This is a genomic window from Bacteroidales bacterium (assembly GCA_013314715.1).
Taxonomy (GTDB): Bacteria; Bacteroidota; Bacteroidia; order Bacteroidales; family GWA2-32-17; genus Ch61.
In genome coordinates, this window is the sequence record JABUFC010000016.1 from 1 (window position 1) to 21919 (window position 21919).

General features: G+C 32.9%; 17 protein-coding genes and 1 other RNA gene. 13 read left to right on the top strand and 5 right to left on the bottom strand.

The window, feature by feature from the left end; all coding sequences use genetic code 11:
* On the top strand, nucleotides 1-1153 hold a 1153-nt coding region (locus HPY79_05210), incomplete at its 5' end, for a hypothetical protein (protein NSW45193.1).
* A gap of 57 nt (nucleotides 1154-1210) precedes the next feature.
* A complete protein-coding gene (rocD, locus tag HPY79_05215; protein NSW45194.1) occupies nucleotides 1211-2470 on the top strand; it encodes an ornithine--oxo-acid transaminase in 1260 nt (419 codons plus the stop codon).
* 5 nt (nucleotides 2471-2475) lie between these two features.
* Here the strand turns inward: rocD and HPY79_05220 are convergent, their stop codons facing one another.
* Nucleotides 2476-3507 carry an NAD-dependent epimerase/dehydratase family protein gene (locus tag HPY79_05220; protein NSW45195.1) on the bottom strand — a complete coding sequence of 344 codons (1032 nt, stop codon included), beginning with the start codon at nucleotides 3505-3507 and terminating at the stop codon, nucleotides 2476-2478.
* A gap of 59 nt (nucleotides 3508-3566) precedes the next feature.
* Between HPY79_05220 and HPY79_05225 the strand changes: the two genes are divergently transcribed.
* From HPY79_05225 to HPY79_05265, 9 genes are all read left to right on the top strand, one after another.
* Nucleotides 3567-5060: a hypothetical protein gene (locus HPY79_05225; GenBank protein NSW45196.1), complete on the top strand. Its 1494-nt coding sequence runs from the start codon at nucleotides 3567-3569 to the stop codon at nucleotides 5058-5060.
* 84 nt (nucleotides 5061-5144) lie between these two features.
* Nucleotides 5145-5530: a transfer-messenger RNA gene (gene ssrA / locus HPY79_05230) on the top strand.
* A 347-nt stretch (nucleotides 5531-5877) separates the two neighbouring features.
* Nucleotides 5878-9603, top strand: a complete 3726-nt coding sequence (locus HPY79_05235; protein ID NSW45197.1) for a T9SS type A sorting domain-containing protein — start codon at nucleotides 5878-5880, stop codon at nucleotides 9601-9603.
* A 587-nt stretch (nucleotides 9604-10190) separates the two neighbouring features.
* Entirely contained in the window at nucleotides 10191-11189 is a 999-nt protein-coding gene (dusB, locus tag HPY79_05240; protein ID NSW45198.1) for a tRNA dihydrouridine synthase DusB, read from the top strand.
* A complete protein-coding gene (locus tag HPY79_05245; GenBank protein NSW45199.1) occupies nucleotides 11189-11959 on the top strand; it encodes a YdcF family protein in 771 nt (256 codons plus the stop codon). Before dusB ends, HPY79_05245 begins: the two co-directional genes overlap by 1 nt.
* 99 nt (nucleotides 11960-12058) lie before the next feature.
* Nucleotides 12059-12280 (top strand): DUF2795 domain-containing protein, encoded by a 222-nt coding sequence (locus tag HPY79_05250; GenBank protein ID NSW45200.1) that lies wholly within the window; start codon nucleotides 12059-12061, stop codon nucleotides 12278-12280.
* A gap of 42 nt (nucleotides 12281-12322) precedes the next feature.
* Nucleotides 12323-12799: a pyridoxamine 5'-phosphate oxidase family protein gene (locus HPY79_05255; protein ID NSW45201.1), complete on the top strand. Its 477-nt coding sequence runs from the start codon at nucleotides 12323-12325 to the stop codon at nucleotides 12797-12799.
* Nucleotides 12800-12823: 24 nt separating this feature from the next.
* Entirely contained in the window at nucleotides 12824-13378 is a 555-nt protein-coding gene (locus tag HPY79_05260) for a hypothetical protein (GenBank protein NSW45202.1), read from the top strand.
* Nucleotides 13379-13403: 25 nt separating this feature from the next.
* Complete coding sequence (locus HPY79_05265) at nucleotides 13404-13784, top strand: DUF1987 domain-containing protein (protein ID NSW45203.1); 381 nt, start codon at nucleotides 13404-13406, stop codon at nucleotides 13782-13784.
* Nucleotides 13785-13838: 54 nt separating this feature from the next.
* On the opposite strand, the gene HPY79_05270 is transcribed toward HPY79_05265, so the two are convergent.
* The 3 genes from HPY79_05270 to HPY79_05280 all read right to left on the bottom strand — a co-directional run bounded on the left by HPY79_05270 (nucleotide 13839) and on the right by HPY79_05280 (nucleotide 17572).
* Complete coding sequence (locus tag HPY79_05270) at nucleotides 13839-14435, bottom strand: MarC family protein (GenBank protein ID NSW45204.1); 597 nt, start codon at nucleotides 14433-14435, stop codon at nucleotides 13839-13841.
* Nucleotides 14435-16585, bottom strand: coding sequence for a S46 family peptidase (locus HPY79_05275; protein ID NSW45205.1), 2151 nt, complete (start codon nucleotides 16583-16585; stop codon nucleotides 14435-14437). The genes HPY79_05270 and HPY79_05275 overlap by 1 nt, the downstream gene beginning before the upstream one ends.
* Before the next feature lie 147 nt (nucleotides 16586-16732).
* Nucleotides 16733-17572, bottom strand: coding sequence for an SDR family oxidoreductase (locus HPY79_05280; GenBank protein NSW45206.1), 840 nt, complete (start codon nucleotides 17570-17572; stop codon nucleotides 16733-16735).
* A 193-nt stretch (nucleotides 17573-17765) separates the two neighbouring features.
* Here HPY79_05280 and HPY79_05285 point away from each other — a divergent pair, with 193 nt between their 5' ends.
* Nucleotides 17766-19661, top strand: a complete 1896-nt coding sequence (locus HPY79_05285) for a 1-deoxy-D-xylulose-5-phosphate synthase (GenBank protein NSW45207.1) — start codon at nucleotides 17766-17768, stop codon at nucleotides 19659-19661.
* Nucleotides 19662-19700: 39 nt separating this feature from the next.
* On the opposite strand, the gene HPY79_05290 is transcribed toward HPY79_05285, so the two are convergent.
* Nucleotides 19701-20606 carry a type IX secretion system membrane protein PorP/SprF gene (locus tag HPY79_05290; GenBank protein ID NSW45208.1) on the bottom strand — a complete coding sequence of 302 codons (906 nt, stop codon included), beginning with the start codon at nucleotides 20604-20606 and terminating at the stop codon, nucleotides 19701-19703.
* A 113-nt stretch (nucleotides 20607-20719) separates the two neighbouring features.
* Between HPY79_05290 and HPY79_05295 the strand changes: the two genes are divergently transcribed.
* The gene (locus HPY79_05295; GenBank protein NSW45209.1) at nucleotides 20720-21889 is read left to right on the top strand and encodes a hypothetical protein; all 1170 of its coding nucleotides are present in this window, start codon (nucleotides 20720-20722) and stop codon (nucleotides 21887-21889) included.
* The last annotated feature ends 30 nt before the right edge of the window (nucleotides 21890-21919 follow it).

Below are 21919 nucleotides of genomic sequence, written 5' to 3' on the forward strand. Positions count from 1 at the left end.
AGGATGGACAAAGGGCAAAATAGAAATAGCAGATTTCCCAATTACTTTTGATAATCATTTTTATTTTACATATCCAGTATTTTCTAATATTAGAATAGCCATTATTGGTGGCGATAATATCGATAATTTTAAAGCTTTTTTTTATTCCGACAGTAGTTTTCAAGCAAGTTATTACAATAGCGATAATATTCCATACAGTCGTTTAAGCTCATTTGAAATTATCATTCTGAATCAAATTAAAAATATAAGTTCAGGTTTGTGGACATCGCTAAAAAACTATGTTTCAAAAGGCGGAACGGTTATCGTTATTCCTTCAGACACATGGAACAAAGAAAATATCAATAGTTTTTTAGGCGAAATCGGATTTAATATACAGGGAGTTGACACCCATCGTCTAAGTATGCAAATCAATGCTTTTGAGCAAGATTTTTATGAAGGATTATTTTCTAAAAAAGATCAGCAAGTTAAAATGCCATGGGCTCGTAATATTCTTAACGTGAAATCGATAATGAATATCAAAAATGATGTACTTTTACAATTTGAGAACGGTCAAATAGCTTTTAGTCGTGTGTTTATTGAAAAGGGGAAATGGTATTTATTTAGTTTTTCGTTCGATAAAAAAAACACTGATTTTATTATTCATCCACTTTTTGTTGCTATTATGCATCGAATAATACAATTGTCGATTCCTCAAACAAATCTATATTACACGCTAAATTCTGATACTTACATTAAAATAAATGTCGATACCAATGTGAGCGAACATGGAGTTACTATTAAGAAAAATAATTCGCAAAAAGCTCTTATTCCAATGCAGCAACAATTATTCAATGAATTAATAATACAGATAAAAGAGCAAGATTTAGAAGATGGGATATATGAATTAAAAAACGAAAATGTTGTGTTGAATTATATTGCATTAAATTATAACCGACATGAGTCGAATATGGAATTTTATAATAGCAATGAGCTTATTAAATTTTTGAAAGATAGGAATATCGAAACTATTTTGTTAAAAACGGTTGAATCAGAAGAAATAAAAAGCACGATTCAATATTTAAATAACGGAATAAGCTTATGGAAATGGCTAATTGGATTTGCTTTATTCTTTTTAATTATAGAAATGGCATTACTTCGTTTTTGGAAAGTTTAAGCTTTGAAATTCAAAAATAAATATGTAGGTTTGCAGCAAACTAAAAATCAATTTTATATGGCTACAGCAGTTAAATCAAAAACAACAAAATCAACTTCAAGCGATTTTATAGCAAAAGAAGACAAATTTGGAGCACATAATTATCATCCACTACCAGTAGTTCTAGAACGAGGCGAAGGTGTGTATGTATGGGATGTAGAAGGGAAGCGTTATTATGATTTTTTGTCTGCTTATAGTGCTGTTAACCAAGGGCACTGCCATCCCAAAATTGTTAAAGCAATGATAGAACAAGCTCAAAAACTTGCTTTAACATCGCGTGCTTTTTATAATAACATGTTGGGTCAATACGAAGAGTTTATAACCAAGATGTTCGGATACGACAAAGTATTGCCTATGAATAGTGGCGCCGAAGGAGTAGAAACTGCGATGAAATTATGCCGTAAATGGGGATATGTAAAAAAAGGAGTTCGCGAAAACGAAGGAAAAATAATAGTTTGTCGCGACAATTTTCATGGACGCACCATTACCATTATTTCCATGTCAACCGATCCGGAATCGTATGGTCAGTATGGTCCGTTTACACCTGGTTTTATTACTGTTCCATACAATGATGTAGAAACTTTTAAAAATGTTATTGAATCAGATCCCAATATCATAGGTTTTCTTGTAGAACCTATTCAAGGCGAAGCTGGAGTTGTGGTTCCCGATGATAAATTTTTGAAAGAAACCTATAAACTATGCAAAAAACACAATGTATTATTTATTGCCGACGAAGTACAAACAGGAATTGCTCGTACAGGAAAATTATTAGCTTGCGATCATGTAGGTATTCGTCCTGATGTTGTTATTTTAGGCAAAGCTCTTTCTGGTGGTATGTATCCTATTTCTGCTGTATTAGCCGATAACGATATTATGCTTACTATTAAACCTGGCCAACATGGCTCAACTTTTGGTGGTAACCCATTGGCTGCTCGCATCGCTATTGCTGCGCTCGAAGTTGTACGAGATGAAAAGTTAGCCGATAATGCCGATAAAATGGGGAAAATTTTCCGCGAAGAACTTTCAAAAATAAAATCACCTATGATTGAAACAATTCGTGGAAAAGGTTTATTAAATGCAGTAGTTATTAAACCTATGAATGGAAAAGAAGCATGGGATGTTTGTTTGGCTATGAGAGATAATGGATTGTTAGCAAAACCAACACATCAACATATTATTCGCTTTGCACCACCTCTTGTGATAAATAAAGATCAAATTCTCGAAGCAGTAGATATTATTAAACGTAGCTTAAAGTCGTTCGAAAAAAATAAAAAATAAATTGATTATAGGCTTTCCGAAGGTTTGTTTTTATAATCTTCGGAAAGCTTTTTTATTGCAAGCATTTTTTTTATACTCTCTTTTACAGGGATAAAAGAATATTGAAGCACATCTTTAATTTTATCGTTACTATAGGCTAAGTCTTTATTCAATAATTTTGCAGTTTGTAAATTTATTACATAATTCTTTTTAGAGATTAACGATATTGCTTCGCCAACATATCCTAACATTAGTAGTTTTTTCTTGCCTATTGGTTTTAAGGGGGTATTAATTTTTAATTCTTCGCATATATAGGTATATAGTTTTTTATAACTAATATTTTCAGAGGTTAAAATAAATCGCTCATTGGTAATTGAAGTATTAAAAGTAAGATGTGTCATGATTTTTACAACATCGCTAATGTCAACAAAACTACCAGAACCACATGGATAATAGTATTGTCCTTCTTGGAGCCGTTTAACTATTGATGTAAAAGTTTTCCATTGACGACTATATCCTAAAATTACAGAAGGATTTACAATTACAGCAGGTAATCCCTCTTGTATGCCTCGCCAAACTTCTAGTTCGGCCAAACACTTGGATATTGTATAAGGATGGTCTGTTTTAAGAATTTCGAATGCAGCATTTTCTCTGCCAATGCCATCAATATTATTGGTAATACTTGCTATAGAACTTACATAGCAAAAACGTTTAACTCGATGCAGTAATGCAGCATTAACTACATTTTCGGTTATTTTAACGTTTTTTTTAATCATTTGTTCTCGCGTTTTACCGTTCAAATCAACTTGTGCAGCAGCATGAAATACAATGTCTATTCCGTTAAATGCTTCAAATACATCGTTATATTTTGATAAATGACAATCGACCCAATGGATTTTTTTAAACAATTGAGGAACTCCTTGTAATTGAAATACTTTTTGAGTATATGAAACATCCGATTTGTCTCTTTTAAAAGCAACAACTGCTAAATCTTTTTTAAGAAGCTCTATTAATAAATGAGAGCCAACAAAACCTGTTGAACCTGTAACAGCTATCATAATCCAAACAAAGGTAGGTATTTTTTGGTTTATTTAACACAATCATGTAGTTTTACATCATGAAATTTAATATTTTCTTAATCTATATTATATTTTTGGTAAACTTAGCTCACGCACAGCTTTTTCCCTATTTATATTATGGAATAGAGGAAAAAACAATTGAACGAAAAATTTATGGAGATTCAAATTTGCATGCGTCAGTAAAACCGTGGTTAATTCTTTTTAATGAATGGCAACAAATCGATTCAACTCGCCCTATGGTTAAGAATAAAAATATTACAGCTTTTGTAAAACCACTATTAAATATCGAAACAAATCAGAATTTTAATCAATTTTATCAAATAGGGACAGAGGCTTTAAGTTCGTTTGGCAAAAAAATATCGCTTCATCTATCATTGAGTCAATGTATTATAAAACCAGATTCGATTCTAATAAAAATGTATGATTCTATAGGGACATGGCCTCGATGGGGCTATGTTAAAAAAAATCGTTCGGTTTGGCTGCATACTCATTACGAAGGAAATTTATTTTGGCAAGCCTTGCCATATCTATCTTTCAGAACTGGGATAAGTCGACATTTTTTAGGAGATGGATACCGATCTTTGTTTTTGTCGGATAATACAGCTCCATATCCTTATATACTAGGAATTGCAAAAATTTGGAAAGTTGAATATCTGGTTTTGTATAGCTTCTTAAATGAGCCTCAATGGCATTATTTTAATGAGATTTATGAAAGAAAAAATAGTACTTTACATTATTTAAGTTGGAATATAAATAAGCGTTTTAATATTAATGCTTTCGAAACCGTTATTTGGCAAGTTAACGATTCTATAGGATATCGTGGTTTTGATATAAATTATATAAACCCTTTTATTTTTTTCCGTCCTATAGAATTTTCTCTTGGTTCACCTGATAATGTAATCATGGGCATAGGTTTTAGGTATCGTTTTTTTGAAAATTCACATTTATATGGACAATTTTTGCTTGATGAATTTAAGCTTAATGAATGGAAAGCAAATAACGGATGGTGGGGTAACAAATTTGGTTTTCAGCTTGGAATTAAAACATATAAATTGTTTAATAGCTCCAAGTGGTTTGCTTTGCTTGAATGCAATACAGTTAGACCATTTACATATACACATAGCGATTATTTAAGTAATTGGGGGCATATGCATCAACCTATGGCGCACCCACTTGGAGCTAATTTTATTGAATGGATATCACAATTGGCTTACAATACAAAGGCATGGACTTTCAGCTTACAATTGTTTTATCAGCGACAAGGTCGAAGTAATAACACATATAACGCAGGTGAAAATATTTATTGGTCGTATAATCAAAATAGGCAAGAATATGGCTATCATTTGCTTTCTGGAGCAAATGAAAACCTTAAACAAGTCAATCTTAGGATAAGCTATGAAATAAGCCGTCGTTTACATTTAAAAGGATATATTCAAACGATTATTATACATAAAAATTTTGAAACTTTTGATCAAAATACCCATTTATATTTAAATTTAGGCATTGCTCAAACTATATATAATTATCGGTAAAACTCCAAAATAAAAAGTCTTAAATAAAACAAAATAAACTTGTTTAAACAGCGATTTTATTGTATATTTGTTGTCCCAAAATTTGGGGCTGAAATGGTTTTGACAGCAAGTGAATGGAATTGTAAGCATGCCGAGCCATGAGAATACGCTCGTAAAACAGGTTCTCGAGCCAATAAATGGCAACGTTGATTATGCACTCGCTGCTTAATAAATAGCAGTTTATTCTTCTGGTCAAGGATCAGGAGAACGAGCACTTCGCGGAAGCCTTTCCCTGTGGCGTCCGGTTACGAAGTGTCGTAAAACGGGGATAGAATCGGCAGCGCTTCGATGCCGATTCGAAAATTAGAAGCTAAGGAATAAGTAGGTTGCTTATGACCAGCTTATTCCCGACAATCAAGCATAAGCTAAGCATGTAGAAAGCAGTTTGGTTCCTTGTTTGGACCCGGGTTCGACTCCCGGCAGCTCCACATCAATTTATATATTGTATTTATTATCGCTCTTTATAGAGTCGTTAATCAAAATAGAAGTTTGACAGATTAAATAAATGCTTAAAAAGCGTACATTTTAAGAAATTTAAATCGCTGTACCAATTTTTTTCTGCTTAAAAAAACAATGACAAAATGTTTGAATCCATTAAAGAAACTTTAAATCGGTTAAAACAATGCAATTCAAATAAAGAAAATATTCAATTTGCATGTAAGCATATATATTAATTTTTTTATTGAAGAGTTTTTTTTTATTTATCAAAAAAATAATTTTACTTAGCAACTATTTACTACTTTTATACGTCCAATAAGTTAAATAAATTAAAATAATCATGAAAAAAATTCTATTTAGCCTATTTTTGTCCATTGCTGCAATTAGCTTTGGAACAAACTATTCGTGGATTATGCTTCCTGGGTCCACAGAGGCAACAGCAATTTTTAAATCGTTAAGTGCTAAAAGCGATTACACTTCAACCAAAGTGGTGTTTTCTTTAGGCGCTTATAATTTAAGGGAAGTTACAACTCCTAAAGGGACTTCCTTTGTAGTAGAAGCTCCCCATGCAGCACGAATTATGAAAACTGGAGCACCCGATTTGCCACTTTATGCTAAGTCGGTTATTATTCCCGATGCCGACAATATGGAAGTTGTTGTTAAGCGTTCCAAGTACGTTGATGTTCCTAATGTTGATGTAGCACCATCTAAAGGTAATTTGCTTCGTAATGTAAACCCTGACGATGTGCCTTATAGCTATGGTATCGAGTATCAGCAAAATGCTTTTTATCCCACACAATTGGCTTATTTGCGTGAACCTTATATTTTACGCGATTTTAGAGCTCAAGCATTGGTAATTCAGCCGGTACAATACAATCCTGTAACAAAAACATTACGTATTTATTCTGAAATAGAGGTTGAAGTTAAATCGACGGCAACACCCGGATTAAATATTTTTAATCGAACTAAGGCATTAAGCAAAATCGATCAGGAATTTCATGAGATTTATAAACGTCAATTTGTAAATTATGAGAATACGCAAAAATATACCCCTTTGAGCGATTTACCAGGTAATATGCTTATTATTTGTTACGATAATTTTATGTCAACTATGCAGCCATTTGTAAATTGGAAAATAATGAAAGGAATACCCACCGAAATGGTTGCAGTTTCAACGGTAGGCAACAATGTTACATCATTAAAAAATTATATTACTAATTATTACAATACCAAAGGCTTAAAATATTTGCTATTAGTAGGCGATTTTGCACAAGTAACCTCTCCAACTGGCAGTTTTAGTGGCGTAACCGGTGCTAAAGACAATGAATATGCTTACATAACAGGTAATGATCATTACCAAGAATTTTTTGTCGGACGTTTTTCAGCAGAAACGACTGCTGATGTTCAGACACAGGTTGATCGTTCTATTTATTATGAAAAAATCTTATCCAGTGGCGATTGGTTAGCTTCTACTTTAGGAATTGGCTCAGATCAGGGACCCGGCGATGATAATGAGTACGATTATCAGCATATCCGAAACATGCAAACCGATTTAATGGGCTTTACCTACACTACTAAATACGAATTGTTTGATGGTAGCCAAGGCGGTTTAGATGCTTCGGGCAACCCAACTGCTGCCAATGTTTCAACTGTTGTTAACCCCGGTGTTGGAAGCATTTTATATTGTGGTCATGGAGGCGATACAGAATGGGTAACGACTGGTTTCTCAAATACTAACGCTACAGCATTAACCAATGTGAATAAACTACCGTTTATTTATACCGTTTCTTGTGTTGTAGGGCATTTTAATGCAGGTACTTGTTTTTGCGAAGCTTGGATGAGAGCCAAACAAACCTCTGGTCCTGCCGGAGCAATTGGTATATTTGGTTCTACTATTAACCAATCGTGGAACCCACCCATGCAAGCACAAGACGAAATGGTGGATATTTTAGTAGAATCATACACCAACAATATTAAACGTACTTTTGCCGGTATAGGTATTAATGGCTGTTTCAAAATGAATGACGAATCAGCCGATTATGATATGACCGATACATGGACCATTTTTGGTGATCCGAGTTTGATGATACGCACCAAAGCTCCTTTGACCATGACGGTTTCGCATGCTTCAACCATTACTTCAGGAACAAGTACAGTCGATGTTAATTGCTCTGTTAATGGAGCTTACATTGCTATAACCAAAAATAATCAAATACTCGGTACCGCTTATGTAAGCGGTGGGGTGGCTCATGTAACCCTTAATCCAGTTCCTTCAAATGTGGGCGACACGCTAACAGTTTGTGCTACTGCATTTAATTACACAACGTATATTGGAACCATTGAAGTGGTAGCCAACAATATTCCTGTAGATGCTCAACTTTATTCGGTAATAGAACCCGTTCAGAATTATTTCTGTGAAAATATTCAGATATCACCTAAAATTGTTTTACGTAATCAAGGCGTTAATACATTAGTTTCGGCTGTTTTAAATTATCAGTTAGATGGTGGAACCGTTGTTTCGCAAAACTGGACGGGAAGTTTAGCAACTGGACAACAAGATACCATAAACCTTTCTCCAATAACATTAACTATTGGCAATCATTCCCTTAGAACCTTTGTTTCTAATCCAAACAATGATAATGATGGATTCCCTACCAACGATGAAAAAATAGTCAATTTTACAGTTGTAGCGAATGGTGTTAGTGTTGATTTTGCTGCAAATAATGTATCAAGTTGTCAGGTTCCATTTACAGTTAATTTTACGAATCATAGTATCAATGCAAATTCATATTTATGGGACTTTGGCGATGGTACAACTAGCACAGAACCGAATCCTACGCATACCTATACAAGTTTAGGAAATTATAATGTTATGCTAACAGCGAATGCTGGTGCTTGTGGAAATTATACCGAAAATAAAGCAAATTATATTCAAATAGGAAGCCCAATTCCGAGTGTACAAGATACAATGGTATGTATTGGGAGTAATATTTCTTTAAATGCTACATCAACTGGAACAACTAATTGGTATGTTAATCAAAACGATGTATCACCCGTATTTACTGGAAATACTTATGTGCTAAATAATGTAACTCAGAATACTACGGTTTGGGTTGAGAATTTAGTAACCGCAACTCCAGTATATGGTGGTGAGATAGCTTCTACTATTAATGGGGGATTTTTTACATCGTCTGTTGAACATTATTTAATTTTTGACTGTACAAGTCCAGTTACACTTGTTTCGGTTGAAGTAAACGCTGGAGCTACAGGTAACCGTACCATACAATTACGCGATGCGAATAATAATGTTTTGCAAACAGCAACCATAAATATTCCGGCAGGTGTTAGTAGAATTACTTTAAATTTTAACATACCAGCTCAAAACGATTTACGTTTAGTGGGTCCTGTTTCGCCCAATTTATATCGAACCGGACCGGGTAATTGTTCTTATCCTTACAATATAGATAACAAAATTTTAATCAAAGCTAGTTCTGCCAGCACAAATCCTACAGGATATTATTATTATTTCTATTCTTGGGAAGTAAAAGGTGCTGATTGTATTAGCGAACGTATTCCTGTTAATGTAAATATCGATGAAGTATCGGTTAATATTACAGCTACGGACGAAAGCTCAAATGGTGCTTACGATGCCTCAGCAACAGCTAATCCTACAGGAACCGCTCCTTTTACCTATTCATGGAGCACAGGTGCAACTACTCAAACCATTACAGGTATTACGGCAGGAACCTACTCGGTAACAGTTACTGATGCTCTTGGATGTACTACAAGTGGAACCGTTACAGTTGTTTCAACAGGGATAAATGAAGCTAATGTTTTAAATTTTAGCATCATTCCAAATCCAGCTTCAGACTTTTTGCAAATCAATTTAGATAAGAAACTTAATGTTGAATATACCGTTTTTGATATTCATGGTAAAAAAGTTTTTGATACCCAATACTTTTCTAACCAGATAGTATTAAACATTGAATCATTGGCAAAAGGCATTTATATACTACAATTAAAATCAAGTGACTTTGTAGTTCAAAGAAAATTCATTAAACAGTAATCCATTAAACAAATTACAATCAAAAAGGCTGTCAAAAAAAAAGCAGCCTTTTTTTGTAACATTGAACTATTAAATATATAACTTATGTGTGTCAATACTGATATTTTAGTTTATTGATTTTAACTAGATATTTTAAAATATAGAGCCCTTTGCAAAACTAAAAAACGTACTTGTTTATTTTGATAAAAATCTCAAACTTATTTTAATTATTTGTATTGCTTTTTATCTATTACATTAGAACAATCTAAATAAAAAAAGCAATGTGTAACTCTCACGTCGTGGCAAGCGAACGTATCCCCTAACTGTCATTGCGATTCTTCTCTTAAAAAAGAGAAGAAGAAGCAATCTCCACCCCACACACAACACAATGGAAACGAGCATCGGGAAGATTGCTTCTCCCGATTTCTCGAGATCAAAACACCATGCCAACCCTTCATTTGCAATGACGGGAAGGGATGGCAATGACAAAAAAGAGTTTTGCAAAGGTCTCATATTATTTTCCAATGCTTTCTTAATAATATAAACAAACAGATGATATGACTATTTTAGGCTTTAGATATATTTAGTTATTTTTGTCAAAAAAATCTGTGACTTTTGCTGGATTAAATTTAAGCGACAAACCCTTGTTTCTTGCTCCCATGGAAGACGTAACAGATAGCACATTCCGCTATATCTGTAAAATGATGGGGGGGGTTGATGTTGTTTTTACTGAGTTTGTTTCTTCGGATGGGTTGGTATATAATGTAAAAAAAAGTTTTAAAAAGTTGCAAATATTTGATTATGAACGACCTATTGGTATTCAAATATATGGAAACATACCTGAGCGTATGGTTGAAGCAGCTAAAATGGTAGAAGAAGCACAACCCGATTTTATTGATATTAATTTTGGATGTCCAGTAAAAAAAATTGCAAACCGAGGAGCTGGAAGTGGCATGATGAAAAATGTTCCTCTCATGGTCGAAATAACCGAAAAAGTGGTTAAAGCAGTTAAAACACCAGTTACAGTTAAAACCCGCTTGGGATGGGATGAGCATTCCAAAAATATTCTCGAAATTGCCCTAAGATTACAGGATGTGGGCATTCAAGGTTTAACGATTCATGGACGTACAAGAAGTCAAATGTACACAGGAACAGCCGATTGGACTCTTATTGGCGAAGTAAAACATCATCCGCTGATTCATATCCCCATTATAGGTAATGGAGATGTTACAAGTCCTATTATTGCTCTAGAAAAACTACAACACTATGGCGTAGATGGCATTATGATAGGGCGTGGAAGCATTGGTAAACCTTGGATTTTTAAACAAATTAAACATTTTCTTGAAACAGGAGAGTTGCTTCCAGAGCCTACCATTGACGAAAAGATAGCCATAGTAAAAACGCATTTAATGAAATCTGTCGAAGATAAAGGTGAATATGGTGGTATTTTAACGATGCGTCGTCATTATGTGCAATATTTCAAGGGATTATTAAATAGTCGTCCACTACGTATCAGATTATTAACATCAGTTGATTTTCAAGAAAATTTAAAAATATTAGACGAAATACACGAACGCTATAAAAATAATTCAGAAAAATTAGACTAATGCAAACATTGTTTTTTATATTATCGAAGTTATTTAATTTTATTTTTTCGCCCTACACATGGATATTTTTACTTTTAATCTTTGCAATATTTACAAAAAAACCTAAACGCCAAAAGAAGTTGCTTATTATAACCTTTATTGTTTTTTATTTATTTTCGAATAATTTTATTCTAGATGAAGTAATGCGTTTGTGGGAAAAGCCTCCAGTAAAAATTGATGCAAACAAAAATCATTATACCTATGTTGTTGTACTAGGTGGTGTTATGAGTTATTATGACACAAAAAATCATCAAATAGGTTTTAATAGGAGTGTAGATCGGCTTATGCAAGGGATTAAAATGTTAAATCAAAAAATTGCTGATACACTAATTTTTACGGGTGGTGATGGCTCATTATTAAAAACCATAGGACCCGAAGGAGAGTATATTAAAAAATATCTTTCTGATATAGGTTTAGATACACTTCGAATTAAAATCGAAAGTCGATCGCAAAATACATACGAAAATGCTAAAAACACTTCGTTATTATTGCATCAACATCAAAATAAAATATTACTTATTACCTCGGCTTTTCATATGCGAAGAGCTATTGCTTGTTTTAAAAAACAAGGTATTAATGTTGACTATTATCCGGCAGATCGAATTGCTGGTAAACGTAAGTTTATAATCGATCATCTTTTAATACCACAGATAGAAACGATGGATCGTTGGAATTTGCTTATTCATGAATGGATAGGGTATTTTGTATATTGGATCGTTGGATATATCTAAATAATTTTAAAAAATCGAAAAACACTTGTTTGAATTTAAAAATAATATATCTTTGCAAAAATAAACACAATAAGTAATTATACTAAAAATCAAATAGTTATGTATTGGACACTTGAACTTGCATCGAAACTAGAAGATGCTCCATGGCCTGCAACCAAAGAAGAGTTAATTGATTATGCTATGCGAAGCGGTGCTCCGTTAGAAGTAATCGAAAACCTTCAAGAACTCGAAGACGACGGCGAAATTTACGAAAGTATTGAAGACATTTGGCCAGATTATCCTTCGAAAGAAGACTTTTTATTTAATGAAGATGAATATTAATGTTAAACCGGCTGGTGCCGGTTTTTTTATTCTTTAATTCATATGTATCAACGAGATAAAGCAATAAAAGACATTATACGCCACGACGAAATGGTAGATATTATCAAACGTTGTAAAATTTGTCATGTGGGTTTTGTGGATGGCGATAAACCTTATGTTTTGGGTTTTAACTTTGGATTTGATGGTAATAAAATATATTTGCATTGTGCCAAAGAAGGTTACAAGCTCGATATTTTAGCCAAGAATAACCATGTTTGCGTATATTTCGATACCGATCATGAGTTTTTTGCACGACACGAAGAAGTTGCGTGTAGCTATCGAATGCGTTATAAAAGTGTTATGGTAATGGGTAAGGCAAGTATTGTAAACAATTTACAACAAAAGGAGAACGCATTAAAAGTATTTATGAAACAATATAGCGATCGCGAATTTCAGTTTTCTAAACCTGCTTTAGAAAATGTAAATATTATAGTAATAGAAATTGAAAAAATGACGGGCAGAAAATTTGAATATTTATAAAAAAAACACTATGTTTACAACCTCATGTTTATATTCGAACAACATAGGGCTTTAAATATAGATGAATGGTTGCACGACCCTTACAATGGAACAATAATTTATGCCTATAAAGGTAGTATAAGTGCTTCGATAGTGTCTGAGTGTGTTCAAACATTAGAAGAATATATTGTAAAAAATGGTGAAGGCATTGTTTCAAAACCCAAAACAGCAGTTCATGTTACCATTGAGCTTATTCAAAATATTTTTCATCATAGCATGCCCTATTGGGGTATAGATAAATTTGGTGCTGTAAAGCTTATACATTTGCCCAATGGCTTATTGCTCGAATTTTTAAATGTTTTATCTAAAGACAAAGCCATTATACTTGGTGAGCGTATTCAACAATTAAATGTATTATCGAAAGAAGAGCTTAAAAAACTTCATTTGCTTATTTTAAGTAATAACGAATATTCTGTAAAAGGTGGAGGTGGATTGGGATTAGTCGATGTTGCTCGTAAAACAAGTTCAAAACTTTTAGCAGAATTTTATCCATTTGAAAAAAATAATTATCTTTACTTGTTGAAAATTCATTTAAATTGATATATATTTACAAAAAATTTTGATTATGGATCCAATAGTAATTGAAGGCACATCTAAAACACCATCGGTAAATTTTAATGCATCTACCGGAGTACTTGAATTAAAAGGTCGTTCAATACCTGAAAATTCTATTGAATTTTATAAACCACTTATTGAATGGATTGAAAAATATGGCACTGCACCACAAGCAAAAACGATTGTAAATGTGCAGTTAGAATACTTTAATACGAGCTCATCAAAATGTATCCTTGATGTTTTTAAACGTCTTGAAACTATTGCTAATAATGGGCATGATGTTGTTATTAATTGGCATTATGAAGAAGATGATGAAGACATGCTCGAAGCAGGAGAAGACTATCAAAGCATTATTAAAGTGCCTTTTAAAATGATAGAAGTAGAAGCATAAAAAATATAAAATGTAATAATAAGGGAAGGCTGTCTCAAAATAGAGTCAGCCTTTTTATGTTTTTAAAATATGGATACCTGTATTGGTAAGAAATAGTTTAATTGCAATTGCAAGCAGAATTACTCCAAAAACTTTGCGTAATATCATAATACCACTTTTGCCTAATATTTTTTCGAAAAAACGAGTAGATTTAATTACTATATAAACCAATAGCATATTTAGACTTAAGCCAATAAAAATATTGACATTATGAAATTCTGCTTTTAATGAAAGCAAGGTAGTAATAGAGCCGGCTCCTGCGATAAGCGGAAATGCAAGGGGTACAATGCTCGCACCATCGGGCGTGGTTCCTTTAAAAATTTCAATATCTAATACCATTTCTAAGGCAAGAACAAAAACAACAAAAGAACCTGCTATGGCGAATGAGTAAATATCTACTCCAAATATACCTAATAACGATTCGCCAAAAAAGAAAAATGCTAGCATAATAATATACGAAACCAACGACGCTTTTCCGGCTTGAACTTTGCCATATTTAGTTTTTAGATTTATAATAATTGGTATTGATCCTGTAATGTCTATTACAGCAAACAAAACCATAAAGACTGAAAATATTTCTTTAATACTAAAATGAGTAAATAGTTCTATCATTATTTTATAAGTTTTATTTCGTTAACTAAACGCGTTGCACCAGAGTATTTGTCAATAATAAATAAAACATAACGTGCATCAACACAGATGGTTCGTTGTAGGTTTGGTTCGTAGTTGATGTCGCCACTCATTGCTTCCCAGTTGCCATCAAAGGCAATTCCAATAAGGTTTCCGTCGGCATCTAATACACAACTGCCACTATTACCACCCGTAATATCGTTAGTAGTAATAAAACAAACAGGAACTGTCCCATGTTCATTAACATATTGGCCATAATCTTTATTTTTATATAATTCTTTAAGGCGAGTCGGAACATTGAATTCTTCATTTTTTACATCTTCTTTTTCCATAATACCATCAATTGTAGTGTAATAATCGTAGTGAACGGCATCGCGTGGGATATAATCTTTTACATTTCCATAACTTAAACGAATGGTAGAATTGGCATCAGGATAAAAAATACTATCAGGATGCATTTCCATTTGGGCTTTAATCCATAAACGTTCGGCTTCGTGCAAGCTGTCTTCGTTTATATTCATAAACCAATAAGTATAAAATGCATCTTGGGCTATTATGAAAAAAGGATCGTTATTTAATATTTTTATGTCAGGTTTTTCTAAAAATTTATTGAATCGTTGTTGGTCAGAGAAAATAGATTTTGCATAAATTTTATCGGCATAAACGCTAAAATTTCCTTTATATTTTTTTTCGACCAGATTCATAACATTCAGATGAAAGGTTGGTTGTATGTCTTGTGCATACATAGTGAATAAATTAACAAATAATTCTTTATCAATTTCAGCATCGAAATTTTTATAGAAATTATCCGACTGTTTTTTTATTTCTTCAATATAAGGTTTGATTGAATCCATGGGCATTTGGTATTGAAGCAATTCATATAATCCAAGAATTTTAAATGGGAAATAAACCAGTTCGCAACCGCCAAAAATAGCTTCGTTTAAGTATTGATAAGCTTTAATACTTTCTTTATATTCTTGATAATAATTCTTAATGACAAGCAATACGCTATCGTATTCTTCTTTTTTAGTTGGGTTTTGCATGAGCCATTGGTTAAATTTATCTTCTATGGCTTTCTTTTTATCTATTACTTTGTTGCGAATGAGCTGTTCGCGCTCGCCAATATAATATTTATAATAATTCGAACATTCGCTGTATTTAGAAGCATATTGAATTTTTGTTTTAGCCGATTTTTTCATGCCTTTTTCAATAATATCTAATTTTTTTGCTCGTATTTTAATGACAGAAGGTGCTACTATATCAATTTCGTTTTGAACAGCATACGAAGTCATGTATCGGTTTGTTGTGCCCGGGAATCCTATAGTCATGGCAAAATCACCTTGTTTAATGCCTTTGATACTGACATTTAAGTTTTTGATGGGTTGATATGGAACGTTTAAAGGTGAATATTTAGCTGGTTTTCCATCGGGTGAAGTATAAATTCTGAAAATTGAAAAATCGCCGGTATGGCGTGTCCACATCCAATTGTCGGTGTCGCCACCAAATTTGCCTATTGCCGAAGGCGGAGCACCTACTAATCGAACATCGTAAAAGGTTTTATACACAAATAGCAAATACTGATTACCTCCAAACATATCTACTATTTGATAATTATTTTCGGTATCTTCTGCAAATTCACTTTCAATGGTTCTGATTTTTTCTTCAATTTTTGCCAGTCGCTCATTCAAAGGCATTTTAGCATCGATGCCGTCTAATACATCGATAGTAACATCTTCTATTTTGACTAAAATAGAAGCACAAAGATCTTCGTTTGGTAATTCATCTTTAAAATCTTTGGCCCAAAAACCATCGACTAAATAATTATGCTCAAGGGTACTATGTTGTTGTATGGCATCGAAACCACAATGGTGATTAGTAAAAACAAGTCCCTTTGAAGAAACTAAACTTGCCGAACAGAAAAAACCTAATGGACTATCGACATTGCTTAAACCTACAATTGCATCTTTTAGCGAAGCATGATTGATATTGTAAATATCGTCGGGAGTTAATTTTAAACCTTGCTTTTTAATGTCTTCATATTTTTTGTTGATGAGCGATAATACCCACATGCCTTCGTCGGCGCTTGCTATAATGGTTAAAAACACAAACCAAAATAAAAATATTTTTTTCATGATTTTAATTAGTTACTTTGTTACAAAGATAATGCAAATAAAACCAAATTACTTACATAAATATTTTTTTCGAAAGAAGTATTTAAGTGGTCAGTTAATTCTAAGGGAAATTCTGCAATAAAATAGTAAAAATTGGTAGCCTTCAAATTAATCGTCGCAATGATCGCAGTTATAGCCTTTATTAATGATTTCCATTGCACGTAGGCTCATGCCCATGCTCGAAAATCCACCGTCGTGATAAAGGTTTTGCATAGTAACTTTTTTGGTTAAATCGCTAAAAAGTGTAACACAATAATCGGCACATTCGTCGGCAGTTGCATTACCGAGAGGCGACATTCGGTCCGAAAAATCCATTAGGTTGTTCATGCCTTTTACACCCTTACCGGCAGTTGTAAGCGTAGGCGACTGCGAAATAGTATTGATTCTAATTTTTTTGTCGCGTCCGTAAATATATCCAAAGCTACGAGCAATCGATTCGAGTGTTGCTTTGGCTTCGGCCATGTCGTTGTATCGGTAAAATGTGCGTTGAGCTGCTATATAGGTTAAAGCTACAACCGACCCCCATTCGTTAATAGCATCTAATTTTCGTGCTACTTGAAGCATTTTATGAAACGAAAGTGCTGATATATCGAGTGTTTTTAAAAAATAATCATAATCTAAATTGTCATACTTATTACTTTTTCGAACATTCATCGACATACCTATACTGTGTAAAAAAAAGTCGATTTTGCCACCAAAATGATGCATGGTGTTTTTAAAGACTTCTTCTATTTCTTTTACATTTGTTGCGTCAGCTGCGAAAAAAGGAACATTATATTTTTCGCAAAAGCTTTTAATTTCGCCCATGCGATAGGCAAGAGCTGTGTTTGACATGGTTATTTCAGCTCCTTCTTCAATACATCTTTCTGCTATTTTCCATGCAATAGATTGTTCATTAAGAGCACCGAAAATTATCCCTTTTTTTCCTTTGAGTAAATTATAAGCCATAATGTTAAAATTTTAATGCAAAATTATATATTTATTTTAATACAAATGTACATATTCACATTTATGCTGTGTTTATTGAATAATATGCTTAATTTATTAGTGTTAAATATATAAAAACCTTTGGTTAAAAGCATGAAGTTCTTTTATTGATTCGCAAAAAATACATACCTTTGAAGTTCATTTTTTATTAAAAATGAATAGTACCGAATACACATTATTAGCAAAAATTCAGAACCCTGATGATTTAAAACTTTTAAATCATCAGGAATTATTGCAATTAGCTTCCGAACTAAGAAAATATATTATTGAAGTTGTTTCGTGTAATCCAGGTCATTTAGGGGCAAGTCTCGGTGTAGTTGAATTGACAGTTGCTTTACATTATGTTTTTAATTCGCCATACGATAAAATAATATGGGATGTTGGTCATCAAGCATATGGTCATAAAATATTGACTGGAAGACGCGATGTTTTTCATACACAACGAAAAAAAGGAGGATTAAGTGGTTTTCCAACACCCAAAGAGAGTGAGCACGATGCATTTGGAGTTGGACATTCGTCAACTTCTATTTCGGCTGCTTTAGGAATGGCGATTGCCGATAAACTTAAAGGGATTACTAATCGGCAGATTGTTGCTGTTATTGGCGACGGAAGTATGACGGCTGGAATGGCTTTTGAAGCATTGAATAATGCTGGGGCTAGTAAAGCCAATATGATTGTCGTATTAAACGATAATCGAATGTCAATAAGCCCTAATGTGGGGGCTTTTAGTGAATACCTGCTCGATATTGCAACTTCTAATACATACAATAAAGTTAAAAACGATGTATGGCGAATTCTTGGTAAAGTAGAAATAGCTCAAAAAGCCGTACAAAAAATAGATAATGCTATAAAAAGTATTGTATTGCGACATAGCAATTTATTCGAAGCATTAGGATTTAGGTACTTTGGACCTGTAGATGGACATGATTTACTTTATTTAACAAGAATTTTAGACGATTTAAAAAAAATTCCTGGTCCTAAACTTTTACACATCATAACACAAAAAGGAAAAGGATTTAAAAAGGCCGAACAAGACCAAATTACCTTTCATGCTCCTGGTAAATTTAATAAAGATACTGGAGAACTTATTATTGAACAAACTGAAAAATCGTCTCCTTTAAATTATCAAGACGTTTTTGGTTATACTTTAGTAGAACTTGCGAAAAATAACGATAAAATTGTTGGGATAACGCCTGCAATGCTTACAGGTTGTTCTATGCATATTTTTCAGGAACATTTCCCCGATAGAACATTCGATGTTGGTATTGCCGAACAACATGCTGTTACTTTTTCGGCGGGCTTAGCTATTGCTGGTATGAAACCCTTTTGCAATATTTATTCGTCGTTTATGCAACGTGCTTACGATCAGGCAATACACGATGTTATATTGCAAGATTTACCCGTGATATTTTGCTTAGATAGAGGTGGATTAGTTGGAGCAGATGGGGCTACTCATCAAGGTGCTTTCGATATAGCATATTTTCGTTGTATCCCTAATATCGTTATAGCAGCGCCTAAAGACGAAATAGAATTACGGAATATGATGTTTGTTGCATCACAATATCAACATCCGATGGTTATTCGTTACCCTCGTGGCAAAGGTGTTCATACTAATTGGCAACAACCATTTCAAACGATTGAAATAGGTAAAGGCGAAAAATTATTAGAAGGTGATCAAGTCGTAATTTTAGCTTTAGGCCATCCGGTAAATTTTGCATTAAGAGCTGCCAAAAAATTGGCTGAACAACATATTAATATTGGTGTTTACAATATGCGATATGCCAAACCCATTGACTTAGATTTATTATTAGAAGCTTGCCATAAATATAAACATATTATTACTATCGAAGATGGTACAATTATAGGAGGCTTTGGAAGTGGTGTTTTAGAAATAATGCAAGAAAATGAATTAAAAAACAATGTAATTCGTTTAGGAATACCCGATAAATTTATTGAACATGCTACTCAAATGGAACAATATCAGGAATGTGGCTTTAATACCCATGCAATTGTAGAAACAGTAAAATCTTTGATGGAAAAAAATCTTTAATATATTGCTTGTTTATTAAATAAATGTTAAGTTAAGTATTTATTGCTCTAATTTTGGTTTTGAACGATTAAACTTAACAATAAAAAGTAATTCGTGTGAGCCAATACTATGTTTTCTTATTTCATTAATGGAATAATCGTAGGCATAACCGAATACAAAGCGATCTTTGCGAATACCAGCATTAATAACAATGGCATCTTGTGTACGGTATCCTAATCCAACCCAAAATGATTGTTTATATATACCTTTAACATTCATTTCTCCTTGAAAAACACCCGATTCAATATATTTTACAAGTACAGAAGGTTCGATAGAATAATTGTTGTTAATATCATATATATAACCACCATTTAAAAAATAATGACGTACTTGTCGATTTTCAAGTATATTTTCCGTCATCATATCTACTTTTCGGTTAAAAAGCTGATAAGCAGCTAAACCAGCATAATAATGTTCGTTATAATAATAGATGCCAAATGCCGCATCGGGAGTGATAAGTTTTTCGCTACCATAAATAACGGCATTATCGTCTTGCTCTTCGAGTTTTAAAAGACTTTTATTAAGATAAACTTGATATAATTGAGCAGAGAGTCCTAAAGATAATTTATCGCCATTGGCACCTAATTTTAGATGATAAGCATAAGTGGCTTCGATACCCATTTTTGAAAGAGGACCCGTAGCATAATTAAATATTTTACCTCCTAAACCAACATTGTCTGATGCCTGAAAATGTGAGCTTATACTTTGCATAGCAGGAGCATCGTCCATGCCAGACCACCATCTTTTATAGTTGAAAACAAGAGGACTATAATTTTTGGTGCCCGCTACTGCAGGATTTACCATATAATTGTTTTCCATAAATTGACTTAATGAGGGAATTTGTTGAGCATTTAGGGTTATGGACATTAAAGTTACAATTACAATAATAAAAATATTTTTTGCCATATTTAATATCTATTTTAAGACGTTAAAGGTATAACTTTTTTTTTAAAAATAAAAATTTTGTTATTAATGAACTAAATTACATTCAGTTTACATAAATTTGTAGAGAAAATAAAATGAAAAAACTGCTGTTTGCACCTTTCGACTTGCTTTCGCATTACTTACGATGTTTAAGTATTGCAAATTATTTAGACAAAAATCAATATGAAATCGTTTTTCTTCGTTCGCAGCGTTATCAAAGTTTTGTCGAAGCAAATGGCTACAAAATTACAAACGCTACGGTAAATGCATACGAAAATGTTGTTTCAAAAGCATCAAAATTTAATTTTAGTTGGATTAATAAGCAATCCGTTCGACAAACGGTTAATTCTTTTATTCAAGTTATAGAAGACGAAAAACCTGATATTCTTTTTTCGGATACTTTTTTAGGAGCTAAAATAGTTGCAGAAAAACTCAATCTGAACCATGTTGCTTTATTGAATGCTTATGTTACTAATTATTATGCCGGGCTTCGAGACGTGCCCCATCACCATAAAGCCATCCGTTTTAAAAAGTATGTTTCGCCGGAAAAATGGGAACGAATTGTACGTTCTATCGAAGAAATGACTCTTAAACAGGTACATTCACCTTTTCGTAAGTTGCGATTAGAATGGCATTTGCCGCCTCAAAACAATCTCTTTGACGAATTTGCTGGACAATATAATCTTTTATGCGATGATGAAAACATTTTTCCATTGCGAACTAAACCGGATAATTATACCTACATAGGACCAGTGCTATATAATTGCTTAAAACATAGCGGAAACATAAAGAGTTTTATTGAACGAAACAAACATTTACCATTATTATACATAACATCGGGCAGTAGTGGTAAATATATTGTTCCTGATATATTGAAAATAGATGAATTAAATCAATATGCTATAATTGTAGCGGGTTATTACGAAGATGTGGAATATAAAAATATGATGTTCCGAAAATTTGTTAATTTTGATGATATTGCTCCCGATGTTGATTTAGTTATTTGTCATGGGGGCAATGGCTCTGTTTATCAAGCATTGAATGCTGGCAAAAGAATAATTGCAGTTCCGTGGATTTTTGAACAAGAGTGGAATGTTCAGCGATTTAGTCAATTAGGTTTATGCCAGGTTTTTTATCCCGATGAAAAGCCTATAAAGTTGAAAAATTTAATAAGCAAATTATTGGAACAAGAACCTCATAATTTATTTTTAGGAAAATATTTAAATATCCAACTAAGTAATGATTTTTTTGAACAGTTAAAATGATTATTTCCTATTGATATAAAAAAAACGGCT

Excerpts from the sequence above, each read along its gene's own strand:
- rocD (NSW45194.1), top strand. The coding sequence starts at position 1,211 with ATGGCTACAGCAGTTAAATCAAAAACAACAAAATCAACTTCAAGCGAT.
- HPY79_05265 (NSW45203.1), top strand. The coding sequence starts at position 13,404 with ATGGATCCAATAGTAATTGAAGGCACATCTAAAACACCATCGGTAAAT.
- HPY79_05220 (NSW45195.1), bottom strand. The coding sequence starts at position 3,507 with ATGATAGCTGTTACAGGTTCAACAGGTTTTGTTGGCTCTCATTTATTA.
- HPY79_05285 (NSW45207.1), top strand. The coding sequence starts at position 17,766 with ATGAATAGTACCGAATACACATTATTAGCAAAAATTCAGAACCCTGAT.
- HPY79_05280 (NSW45206.1), bottom strand. The coding sequence starts at position 17,572 with ATGGCTTATAATTTACTCAAAGGAAAAAAAGGGATAATTTTCGGTGCT.
- HPY79_05250 (NSW45200.1), top strand. The coding sequence starts at position 12,059 with ATGTATTGGACACTTGAACTTGCATCGAAACTAGAAGATGCTCCATGG.
- HPY79_05270 (NSW45204.1), bottom strand. The coding sequence starts at position 14,435 with ATGATAGAACTATTTACTCATTTTAGTATTAAAGAAATATTTTCAGTC.
- HPY79_05275 (NSW45205.1), bottom strand. The coding sequence starts at position 16,585 with ATGAAAAAAATATTTTTATTTTGGTTTGTGTTTTTAACCATTATAGCA.
- HPY79_05255 (NSW45201.1), top strand. The coding sequence starts at position 12,323 with ATGTATCAACGAGATAAAGCAATAAAAGACATTATACGCCACGACGAA.
- HPY79_05225 (NSW45196.1), top strand. The coding sequence starts at position 3,567 with ATGAAATTTAATATTTTCTTAATCTATATTATATTTTTGGTAAACTTA.
- HPY79_05295 (NSW45209.1), top strand. The coding sequence starts at position 20,720 with ATGAAAAAACTGCTGTTTGCACCTTTCGACTTGCTTTCGCATTACTTA.
- HPY79_05290 (NSW45208.1), bottom strand. The coding sequence starts at position 20,606 with ATGGCAAAAAATATTTTTATTATTGTAATTGTAACTTTAATGTCCATA.
- HPY79_05260 (NSW45202.1), top strand. The coding sequence starts at position 12,824 with ATGTTTATATTCGAACAACATAGGGCTTTAAATATAGATGAATGGTTG.
- HPY79_05245 (NSW45199.1), top strand. The coding sequence starts at position 11,189 with ATGCAAACATTGTTTTTTATATTATCGAAGTTATTTAATTTTATTTTT.
- HPY79_05235 (NSW45197.1), top strand. The coding sequence starts at position 5,878 with ATGAAAAAAATTCTATTTAGCCTATTTTTGTCCATTGCTGCAATTAGC.